Genomic DNA, 11240 nt, shown 5'->3' on the forward strand with positions numbered 1-11240 from the left:
CGTCCTGATGGATGATGTCAGAGCGCGGCGGCAGCCGCCTTTCCGCTATCGTTCGCCGCCGCCTGGGAATCGTCGACCACCGAGCGCACCGAGCCGGCGATCGCCCGCTTCTGTTCTTCGGTCAGGTCGTCGGCCTTCTGTCCGTCTGCCAGCCGAACCGTCACCTCGCGATGCGCGAAGCGGATGCCCTCCCTGGCGAAGACCTCCCGGATGGCGGCGTAGACGACCTTTCGGGTCACGAACTGGTCGCCGGGACGGGTCATGAACTTGACCCGCACGATCATGGCCGAATCCTCCATCGAATAGACGCCCTGCGATTTCAGCGGCTGCAGAAAGAGGTGTCCGACCACGGGGTCTTCGAGCAGCCGCTGGCCGATCTTCTTGACCAGCTTGCGTACCTTCTCGATGTCGGTGTCGTAGGTGAGGCGCAGCGGCAGCTTCATCATCACCCAGTCGCGCGAATAGTTGGTGAGCTGGTGGATCTCTCCGAACGGTACCGTGTGAACCGCGCCGAGGTGGTGACGCAGCTGGAAGGAGCGCATGGATATCTTCTCTACCACGCCCTTCACGGTGCCGATCTCGATGTACTCGCCCTTCCGGAACGCATCGTCGAGCAGGAAGAATGCGCCGGAGAAGATGTCGCGGATCAGCGTCTGCGCGCCGAAACCGACCGCGATGCCGACCACGCCGGCGCCGGCGAAGAGCGGGCCGATGTCGACGCCGAGATTGGCGAGCACCACCATGGCGCCGATTGCCACCAGGAGGGTGACGATCACGTTGCGGAAGATCGGCAGCAGCGTCGCGATGCGCGACTGCCCCTTTCCGCTCTCTCCCTCGCCTTCGCCGGGATTTACCGCTCGGTCATCCAGCGTGCCGCCCTCCTCGATGATTTTGTGGTCGATGAAGCGGTTGACCGCGCGGTAGAGCGAGGCGGCGATGATGATGACCAGAAGAATGTCGAGTGATGAGGCGAACCAGTGCCCGCCCTCCCGGCCGAGGTCGGCGCCCCACAAGCGGGCCAGTTCGCCGACGCAGACCACGAGGATGGTGGCCTGGATGGCGTTCTGGAAAAACTCCTTGAATGCCGGGAAGTAGGGCTGGACCGTCGCGGCAGGGCGCGACAGCGGAGCCATGACCGTCATCTCGTCGCCGTCCTCCAGCATTTCGCGGACGTCCTCGTTCATCTCGGCCATCATCTCCTTGGCCGCCTCGGCGCGGCGCCACGCGCGCCGCTCCGCCTGTATTTTCAGGAGCTGGCGTCTGCGGTGGGAGGCAGCGCGGCGCTCGTAGATGATCTCGAGGAGGAAGGCGGCGATCGCATAGGCGAAGACGCCGGCGACGAAGACCAGGATCGGCGCCAGGACCGGGACGTAGCCCCCTGGATGACCAAGGGCCAACCGCACCGAACTCACGAGCCAGGCCAGGATGAGATAGATCAGTGTGACCGGGAGGGCGAGAAAGGCGATTGCCCGGCGCAGCGGTGCGCTTCGCGTGGCCTCCTCCCGGCCGAGCACGATGCCGTTCAGCTGGTTGTTGTGCCTGATCGCCATGCCGGCCATCATCGCCGCGCAGATGAACATGCCCAGGATGAAGGCGAGGTTCTGGGCGTCGTGGTTGATCGCGACCATCGAGATGCCGGACGTGCCGTCCGGCGCGGGCAGGATGAGGATCCAGCGGCACAATGCGATGATCGTCGCGCCGACCGCGAGAATGATCACCCAGTCCCGGAACAGCCGCTCGGCCGCTTCGTCGGAAAGATTGATCAGCCTATGGGCCGATGCCCCGGGGGCAAAGAAGTTCCAGAAGATGACGGTTCGCAGGATGCGATAGGCGACGTAGGTCGAGACGATGACGAAGATCGTCGCGCGCGAAGGTTCGTGGCCGGTGTCGAAGATCACCGCCACGAGGATGGCGGTCACCAGCATGACGGCGGAACTCAGCAGCGTCCAGCCGGCCCGCGCCAGGATGTAACCGAGCTTCGCCGACAGCCGCGGGTCGTCCGGCCGATAGAGGTAACGGAAGTGGTCGCGTCCCCAGCCGGTCATAAGCTTGAAGGCCAGCCGCCCCGCGATGAGACCGGCGACCGCGGTCACGACGGCGATGAGCAGCCAGTGCGGCTGGCCGTCCGGGCTCGCCGCGCGCAGCGATTCCGGCATGTACTTCAGGTAGATGATGGAGTTCGCCACCATCCGCTTCAGGTTCTCGCGCGCCTGCAGCAGGCTGTCGGGCGACAGCGTCATCGCCATCGGCATCTCCTCGGCGGGCGCGGCCGCCGAATTCGGCTGCACGACAATGACCGTGGAGCCGTCCTTGCGCGCCTGTTCGAGCAGCGCGTCGAGCCCGGCGGTCTGGCCGCTCGCTGCCGCCTCCTGGGCGTAGGCGGCGGGTCCGCCGGTCCAGGACATCGTCGCAATCGCCGCGAACGCCAGCATGGCCAGCAGCAGCACACGAGGCATTCGGAACCCACTCACCGACAGGAACATCCGCAGCTATCCCACCTCCGCCGTTGTCTTCGCGCGCATCCGCCGCTACCCATCGCACGGTTGGGGCCAATCCTACGATAAATCATGATCAAAAACACGTTCTACCTCGTGAGACACGGCCAGACCCGGTGGAACGAGGAGGGCCGTTTCCAGGGCCGCAGCGACATTCCCCTGAGCCCGGAGGGACGCCGGCAGGCGCTCGGGAACGCACGGCGGCTTCGCGCGCACCTCGAAGCCGACCCGGCGGTCGCGCCTGGCATCGAAATCCTGAGTTCTCCTCTGGCGCGCTGCACAGAGACCATGCGTGTCATGGCCGATGAACTCGGCCTTCCGGAAACGGCGCGCAGGATCGATCCGAGGCTGATCGAGGCCGGGTTCGGCCGCTGGGAAGGGCTGACCACGCACGACGTCAAGGCGCGGTTCCCGGAGGAACGCCGGCTTCGCAAGGCGGACCGCTGGCGTTTCACCCCGCAGGGCGGGACGAGCCACGAGCAGACGGCGGCGGACATGCGCTCGCTGGTTGAAGGCCTGCCCGTCGGTCGGGGCTTCATTTTCGTTTCACACAGCGGCAATCTGCGCGTCATGTTCGCCATGCTACAGCGACTGGACGAAGCCGAAGCCATGCGCATTCCGGTGCCGCACGATCGTGTTTTCGCATGGGACGGGGAGCGGCTCCAGGCGATCTGAGGGCGGCGGACGCGAGGCGGAACGACAGGAAAACAAATGCATCTTCCGCTTCTTCTGCCCCTTGCCGCGACGTTGGGGAATTGCAAAACTCCGCTCCAATTCGACGGCCGGCGGCTTGGCTGCCCGTCATCGAAGTCTGGGGAGTGGGGCAGTGGCCGACACAGCGCTGCGTGGTATGGGAACGAACGCGTTGGGTGAGGTGCGAGACTTGTTGCGCATCGAGGATCTGCGGATCTCGATCGCTATTCAGCGTGCCAGTCTCCATGTCGTCAAGGGCGTGAGCTTCCGCGTTCCCGCCGGCAAGACCGTGGCGCTCGTCGGCGAGTCCGGCTCGGGCAAGTCGATCATCGCGCAGGCGATACTCGGCATCCTGCCGCGCGTCGCGTCCATAACCGGCGGACGGATCAGGTTCCGCGATCCGTTGCATCCCGGGTCGGAGACAGACATCGCGGCGATCGATCCCTCGACGCCGGAGATGCGCTCGCTGCGCGGCGGCCGGATCGCGATGATCTTCCAGGAGCCGATGACATCGCTCTCGCCGCTGCACAAGATCGGCGACCAGGTCGAGGAGGCTCTCGTCCTGCATCGCGACGTGGCGTCCGGAGAGGCGCGCAAGCTCACCGAGGACATGCTCAACCTGGTCGGCTTCCCCGAGCCGCACCGCGCCTACGACATGTACCCGATGGAATTGTCGGGGGGTCTGCGCCAGCGCGCCATGATCGCCATGGCCCTGATCTGCCGTCCGGCCCTCCTGATCGCCGACGAGCCGACCACGGCACTCGACGTGACCGTGCAGGCGCAGGTGCTGGGGCTCCTGAAGTCGCTGCAGGCAAGGCTCGGCATGTCCCTCCTGCTCATCACGCATGATCTCGGCGTCGTGGCGAACATGGCCGACGAGGTCGTCGTGATCTACAGCGGCGAGATCATGGAAGCGGGTCCGCTTGCCGACATCTTCGGCAAGCCGAGCCATGCCTACACGAAGGCGCTGATGAAGGCGGTTCCAGACCTCGACATGAAGCGTGGCGAAAAGCTCGTGGCGCTGCGCGAGGCGGAGAAGGTTATCCCCGAGGCGATGCGCAAGGCGGGAAGCGGCCGCACCGCTTCCGACAAGCCGCTTCTGTCCGTGCGCCATCTGTCGAAGATATTCACGATCAAGTCCGGAAGCTGGTTCGGCGGCGAACATCGGCAGATTCACGCGGTCAACGACGTCTCCTTCGACGTGCGGCGTGGGGAATGCTTCGGCATCGTCGGCGAGAGCGGTTGCGGCAAGTCGACGATCAGCAAGCTGATCATGCGGGCCACGTCCGTGGACGAAGGTTCGATCCACTTCGACAACGGCCATGTCGCCTGCGACGTGCGAAAGCTCGAAGGAAGGGCGCTGAAGGAGTTCCGAAAGCGCATCCAGATCGTGTTCCAGGATCCGTTCGGTTCGCTCAGTCCGAGGTCGACCATCCTGAACACGCTGCGCGAGCCGCTCGAGATCCACAGACAGGCGTCCGCCAGCGAGATCACGAAGATGGCATCCGACCTGATGGAACTCGTCGGGCTCAACCGCAGCCAGCTCAACCGCTATCCGCACAGCTTCTCGGGCGGGCAGCGCCAGCGCATCGGCATCGCCCGCGCGCTCGCCCTGTCGCCCGACCTCCTGATCTGCGACGAGCCGGTCTCGGCGCTCGACGTCTCCGTGCAGGCGCAGATCCTGAACCTTTTGAAGTCGCTCCAGAGCGAATTGTCGCTGACGATGATCTTCATCTCCCACAACCTCGCGGTGGTGAAATACATCGCCGACCGGATCGCGGTGATGCGGCGAGGGCGCATCGTCGAGATCGCCGATTGCGAGACGCTGTTTGCCCGGCCCGTCCACCCGTACACGCAGCGGCTCCTGAGTGCCGTGCCGAGCGCCAGCCTCGATCGCAAGCTCGACTTCTCGGACCAGTTGGGCGAGGACTGCGATCCGAGCGAATTGTGGGCGCCCGAGTTCAGGAGCACGCAGGAGGACGGTCGCGACCTTTCCCTCGTCCCGGTCGGCTCCGGTCACCTCGTCCTTGCCCGTGAAATGCCGATCCGCGAAAGGATACCAGCATGAGGTCCATCACTCGGTGCGTCACCCCGCTCGTGGCGCTGGCGATCGCTTGGGCCGTCGCCGGCGGTCCCGCTAACGCCGAGGAGCCGCCGGAACTGCGCCAGGCAGTCGAAAGCGGCAAGCTCCCGCCGATGGCCGAGCGCCTGCCGGACGTGCCGCGGGTGGTCGACATGGCGGCCCTCGGTAAGGAAGAGGGCCGTTACGGCGGCACGCTGAACATGCTCATGGCGGATGCGAAGGACATCCGCATGATGACCATCTACGGCTACTCCCGCCTCGTTGCCTTCAATGAAAAGCTGGAACTCATGCCGGACATCCTGGAGAGCTTCGATGTGGAGGAGGGACGTGTCTTCACCTTCCACCTTCGGCCCGGCCATCGCTGGTCGGACGGACATCCGTTCACGGCCGAGGATTTCCGCTATTCGTGGGAGGACGTCGAGAACAATGCGGAACTCTCGCGCGGTGGCGCTTCGGCCGTCATGCTCGTCGACGGGAAGCCTCCGGTCTTCGAGGTGATCGACGAGCTCACGGTGCGCTACAGCTGGGCCAAGCCGAACCCGCAGTTTCTGCCCTCGCTGGCCGGCGCCAGTCCCAACTACATCGCCCAGCCCGCGCATTATCTGAAGCAGTTCCACATGAAATATGCCGATCAGGCCGAACTCGACGCCAAGGTAAAAGCGGCCGGCTCGCGCGACTGGGTTGCGCTGCACACGGTGAAGTCGCGGGCATACCGGCCGGAGAACCCGGAGCTGCCCACGCTCGAACCGTGGATGAACACGACGCCTCCGCCGGCCGAACGCTTCGTTTTCGTCCGCAACCCCTATTTCCACCGCGTGGACGCCTCGGGACAGCAGCTGCCGTACATCGACCGCGTCTTCCTCGGCATCAGCTCCGCGGACATCATCCCGGCAAAGACCGGGACCGGCGACAGCGACCTGCAGGCCCGTTATCTCCGCTTCGACAACTACACCTTCCTCAAGGAAGCGGCCGAACAGCACCGCTACGACGTCCGCCTCTGGAAGGACGGGACCGGCTCCCAGGTCGCCTACCTGCCGAACCTCAACGTGAACGACGCGGTCTGGCGCGCGCTCTTCCAGGACGTCCGGTTCCGCCGGGCCTTGTCCCTCGGAATCCATCGCGAGGAGATCAACCAGCAGTTCTACTTCGGTCTCGCAAACCCTGCCGCCAATTCGGTGCTGGAGGGCTCTCCGCTCTACAAGCCGGAATACGCCTCGGCCTGGGCGGAATACGATCCCGACCGTGCGAACGCGCTTCTCGACGAGATCGGGCTGGAGCGCGGCAGCGACGGCGTGCGCCGGCTTCCGGACGGGCGGCCAGCCGAAATCGTCATCGAGATGGCGGGCGGCACCGAGGAGACCGACGTCACCCAGCTCGTGTCCGAATACTGGGGCGATCTCGGGATCAAGGTATTCCCCCGGGCAATGCAGCTCGACAACATGCGGCGGCGTTTCCTTGCCGGCGATACGATGATGTCGGTCTGGTCCGGCCTCAACATCGGTCTGGCGACACCCGACATGCCGCCCGAGGAACTGGCGCCGGTCTCCTCCGTCCAGGGCAGCTGGCCCATATGGGGCCAGTACCTGGAAACCTCGGGGATGGCGGGCGAGAAGTCCGAGCTGCCGGAGGTCGTACGGCTGGGCGAGCTCTACCAGCAATGGCGCGTTTCCTCGACCACCGAGGAACGCGCACAAATCTGGACGGAGATGCTCGGCATCTTCACCGATCAGGTCTTCACGATCGGCACGGTCAACGGCGTGCTGCAACCCGTCGTCGTCCGCACCGCGCTGAAGAACGTGCCCGAGGAAGGCATTTACGCCTTCGCTCCGGTGGCGTATTTCGGGGTCTACCTGCCCGACACCTTCTGGTTCGAAGGGGAGTAGCCGGCCTTGCTGCGCTACGTCGCCTACCGATTGCTGGCCGCCATTCCCACGCTGCTCCTGATCAGCGCGCTCGTCTTCTTCATCATCGAACTGCCGCCCGGCGACTATTTCGAGACGTACGTGGCGGAGCTCCAGGCGCAGGGAGAGACCGTCGATCCGCAGAAGATCGAGTATCTCAAGCAGGAATACGGCTTCGACAAGCCGCTGATCGAGCGCTACTTCACCTGGATCGGCGGCATGCTCCAGGGCGACTTCGGCTATTCGTTCGAATACGAACTGCCCGTCAGCGACGTCGTCGGCAATCGGCTCTGGCTGACGATCCTCGTCTCCACGGTAACGATCATCTTCACCTGGGTGATCGCGTTCCCGATCGGCATCTACTCGGCCACGCACCAGTATTCCTGGAGTGACTACGGCCTCACCTTCCTCGGTCTGCTCGGCCTCGCGACGCCGAACTTCCTGCTGGCCCTGATCCTGCTCTACCTCGCCAACGTCTGGTTCGGCACCTCGATCGGCCACCTGATGGACGCGCAGTTCATCGACCAGCCCATGAGCTGGGCGAAGTTCGCCTCGATGGCGGAGCACATGGTCATCCCCGTCATCGTGATCGGCACGGCCGGAACGGCCGGCATGATCCGACGCCTGCGCGCCAACCTGCTCGACGAGTTGCAGAAGCAGTACGTCGTCACCGCGCGCGCGAAGGGCGTGCCGCCGATGAAGGCGCTGCTCAAGTACCCGCTGCGCATGTCGCTCAACTTCTTCATTGCCGACATCGGGTCCATCCTGCCGGCGGTGATCTCCGGTGCCGAGGTGGTGGCCATCGTCCTGTCGCTGGAGACGACCGGGCCGCTGCTCATCCGCGCCCTGCAGAGCCAGGACATGTATCTCGCCGGTTCGTTCCTCATGTTCCTCGCGACCCTGACGGTGATCGGCGTGCTCATCTCCGACATCGCGCTGGCGCTGCTCGATCCGCGCATCCGGCTCCAGGGAGGGCGCAGGCGATGAGTTCGTCGCTGCCGCCGGACGGGGAGGCGATCGGGCATTTCGTCGCGACGACGCCATTCGACCCGCAGAGCGTGGAAGTCCTCACGCCCGAGCAGGAGAAGATCTACCTCGCCTCCCAGCTCAGGCTGATGTGGTGGAAGTTCCGCCGGCACAAGGCCGCCGTTATCTCCGGCGTGTTCCTCCTGGTGCTCTACGCCTCGATCCTGGTCTGCGAATTCCTTGCCCCCTACAATCTCGAGAACCGCGACGTCCGGTCGATCTACATGCCGCCTCAGTCGATCCACCTGTTCCACGAGGGCGATTTCGTCGGGCCGTTCGTCTACGGCTACGACTTCAAGCTCAACATGGACACGCTGAAGCGGGAGTACACACCCGATAGGAGCGACGTTCAGCCGCTGCGCTTCTTCTGCAGGGGCGATTCCTACGAGTTCTGGGGCTTGATCGAGGGCAACCTGCATCTGTTCTGCCCGGCCGAGAAGGGATACGCCTACCTGCTCGGGACCGACCGGCTCGGCCGCGACGTGCTCTCGCGCATCATCTACGGCACGCGCATCTCGCTGACCATCGGCCTCATCGGCATCACGGTCAGCTTCATCCTCGGCATCACGATCGGCGGTGTCGCGGGCTACTACGGCGGCTGGATCGACCACGTCGTCCAGCGCGTCATCGAGGTGCTTCAGAGCATCCCGAGCATTCCGCTGTGGCTGGCGCTGGCCGCCGTCATGCCGGTGACGTGGAGCCCGATCCTCGTCTATTTCGGCATCACCATCATCCTCGGGCTCATCGACTGGACGGGGCTGGCGCGCGCCGTGCGGTCGAAACTTCTGTCGCTGCGCGAGGAGGAGTATGTGATGGCGGCCGAACTGATGGGCGCGAGCCCGCCGCGCGTCATCTTCCGCCACCTCATTCCCGGGTTCATGAGCCATCTGATCGCCTCGGCGACGATCACCATTCCGACCATGATCCTGGGCGAGACCGCGCTCTCCTTCCTCGGGCTCGGCCTGCGTCCGCCCGTCACCAGTTGGGGCGTGCTGCTAAACGAGGCGCAAAACATCAACGTGGTGGCGCTCTATCCCTGGCTCATCCTGCCGGTCGTCCCGGTGATCCTCGTCATCCTGGCGTTCAACTTCCTCGGAGACGGTCTGCGCGACGCCGCCGACCCGTATCACTGAGGCCGCGGCTGCATGCCGGCGGCGAGATCGTCGGCATGGTGGAACGCGAACCCGCGCTCGACCGTCAGGTGCCGCAGCAGGCCTTCCAGCGTCCGCCAGGCCCGATCGTCATGGTCGAGATGGTGGGAGAGGATGCCGATCGGCGCTCCGCCCCGCGCGCGCGCCTGTGAAAGCCGGCGCAGCAGTTCGCCCCTGATCCACTCCGGTGGGCGGCCTTGCCGTGTCGTCCAGTCCATCAGGTCGACATGGGTGTTGATTTCGGGAAGGAGGGTTCCCCTCGGCTCCCACGACCACGTCGAAAGCGCGGTGAACCCGCATTCGTGCGCCCGCGCGGCGATGTCCGGAGCGATGCGGTTCCAGGGTGGTACGAGGATGCCGGAAAGGCGCGCGCCGAAGAGGCCTTCGAGCTTCTCCCGGCTTGCCCTCAGGCCGTCCAGAATGTCCGCCGTCGCCATGCGGCCGCCGAGTTCGATCTTCCGTTCGCCTTCCCGCGCGTTGTCGCGGTGCGCGATGCCATGCACGCAAGGGCGCACGAGCCGAACGTCGCGGAGCCGCTCGCCGAGCGCTGGTCCGGCGCGTTCGGGAACGACCGCCAGCAGCAGGGGGACCTCGAATTTCTCGCAAAGCGCGATCAGGCGGTCGAGCGCCGGGCCTGGCTCGCCGGCATCGTCGTCGCGCAGCCAGAAGCGCGGTTCCTGGCCGGCATTCCTCCAGCGCGCGAACTCCTCATCGAGGGCGGGATCGGCGGTCACGACGCCGTTCCCCGGCTCTGCGCACCGGTGCCCGCAATCAGAGGCGCGAGAGTGGCTCTCAGCGTCTCGGAGGCAGCCGAAATCCCGTGATGCCGCTGGACGCGCGCACGGCCCGCCGCGCCCATCGTCTCGCGCAGTTCGCGCGATCCGAGCAACCGGAGGATCCGGTCCCGCAAGCCTGCCACGTCCGACTCCGGCGCGAGCAGGCCGCTTTCGCTGTCCGCCACCACGATCGGAACGCCGGCCGTCGCGAAGGCCGCCACCGGCAGCCCCGCCGCCTGCGCCTCGAGGTACACGATGCCGATCGCCTCGCGCACCCCCGGCCATACGAAGACGTCCGCCGCCCGCATCCAGGCGCCCACCTCTTCGCGTGGGAGGGCGCCGGCAAAGTGGATCCGTTCTCGCGCGAAGCCGAACATGTCTTCGACCTCGGCGCGGCCCGGGCCGTCGCCGATGACGGCGAGGTTCCATTCCGGCGTATCGAGGCCACACAGCGCCTCGGCCAGCAGCCGGTAGGACTCGATCTTCGCGCCAGGCCGCATCATGCCCACCGCAAGCATGACGGGATGCGGTGCGGTGAATGTCGGTTCGATCGTCGCCCCTGTTCCGTCCAGCGCATTCAGATCGATGAAGGGCAGCAGCGGCACGATCCGGTCCGTGTTCGGCAGAAAACTTTCGAGATAGGCCCTGTCGGACGGCTTCATGCAGAAATTCGCCGCCGCGCCCTTAACGGCTGCCTGTACCTGCCCCCGCCCCTCGGCCCAGTCGGCGTCGGTGTTCTGCCGGGTCCGACAGGCCTCGACCGTGACATAGGGAATGCCGAGCGCCGCGCAGATCGCGGGTCCGATCCAGTCGGGCGACTTGCAGTAGGGATGGTAGGTCATCCACAGGTCGGGAGCGCTGGCCGGGTCGCCGCGCCACAGATCGAGAAGCCGCCCGGCTTCCCGGTCGCACGCCTGCCTGCGTTCGGCGAAAAGTTCCCGCGAAGGCCGCTTCTGGTAGGAGATGGCCTCGCTCGCCAGAAAGGCGTCGAAGCCGGCGAGGTCGAGCGCCTTCAGGAGGTTTCTTGCGATCTCGCGGTCGCCGGACGGAATCGGATGGTTCGGCGATTTGAGCGGCGCGTAGAAGGCGATCTTCGGCTTCATACCGGGGGTGCC

General features: G+C 65.7%; 8 protein-coding genes. 5 read left to right on the forward strand and 3 right to left on the reverse strand.

The window, feature by feature from the left end:
- Window positions 1-17 precede the first annotated feature (17 nt).
- On the reverse strand, window positions 18-2456 hold the full coding sequence (locus tag ABGN05_RS00935) for a mechanosensitive ion channel family protein (protein ID WP_367952117.1): 2439 nt from the start codon (window positions 2454-2456) through the stop codon (window positions 18-20).
- A 111-nt stretch (window positions 2457-2567) separates the two neighbouring features.
- Between ABGN05_RS00935 and ABGN05_RS00940 the strand changes: the two genes are divergently transcribed.
- The 5 genes from ABGN05_RS00940 (at window position 2568) to ABGN05_RS00960 (ending at window position 9331) form a co-directional block, all read left to right on the forward strand.
- On the forward strand, window positions 2568-3170 hold the full coding sequence (locus ABGN05_RS00940) for a histidine phosphatase family protein (RefSeq protein ID WP_367952118.1): 603 nt from the start codon (window positions 2568-2570) through the stop codon (window positions 3168-3170).
- Between the two features lie 175 nt (window positions 3171-3345).
- The gene (locus ABGN05_RS00945) at window positions 3346-5256 is read left to right on the forward strand and encodes an ABC transporter ATP-binding protein (protein WP_367953113.1); all 1911 of its coding nucleotides are present in this window, start codon (window positions 3346-3348) and stop codon (window positions 5254-5256) included.
- Entirely contained in the window at window positions 5253-7154 is a 1902-nt protein-coding gene (locus ABGN05_RS00950; RefSeq protein WP_367952119.1) for an ABC transporter substrate-binding protein, read from the forward strand. Before ABGN05_RS00945 ends, ABGN05_RS00950 begins: the two co-directional genes overlap by 4 nt.
- Before the next feature lie 6 nt (window positions 7155-7160).
- Entirely contained in the window at window positions 7161-8159 is a 999-nt protein-coding gene (locus ABGN05_RS00955) for an ABC transporter permease (RefSeq protein ID WP_367952120.1), read from the forward strand.
- The gene (locus ABGN05_RS00960) at window positions 8156-9331 is read left to right on the forward strand and encodes an ABC transporter permease (RefSeq protein WP_367952121.1); all 1176 of its coding nucleotides are present in this window, start codon (window positions 8156-8158) and stop codon (window positions 9329-9331) included. Before ABGN05_RS00955 ends, ABGN05_RS00960 begins: the two co-directional genes overlap by 4 nt.
- Here ABGN05_RS00960 and ABGN05_RS00965 read toward each other — a convergent pair.
- Window positions 9325-10083, reverse strand: a complete 759-nt coding sequence (locus tag ABGN05_RS00965) for a polysaccharide deacetylase family protein (protein WP_367952122.1) — start codon at window positions 10081-10083, stop codon at window positions 9325-9327. The genes ABGN05_RS00960 and ABGN05_RS00965 overlap by 7 nt on opposite strands.
- Window positions 10080-11228, reverse strand: a complete 1149-nt coding sequence (locus ABGN05_RS00970; RefSeq protein ID WP_367952123.1) for a glycosyltransferase family 4 protein — start codon at window positions 11226-11228, stop codon at window positions 10080-10082. Before ABGN05_RS00970 ends, ABGN05_RS00965 begins: the two co-directional genes overlap by 4 nt.
- Between the last annotated feature and the right edge of the window lie 12 nt (window positions 11229-11240).

This window comes from Aquibium pacificum, from assembly GCF_040839445.1.
GTDB classification, from domain to species: domain Bacteria; phylum Pseudomonadota; class Alphaproteobacteria; order Rhizobiales; family Rhizobiaceae; genus Aquibium; species Aquibium pacificus.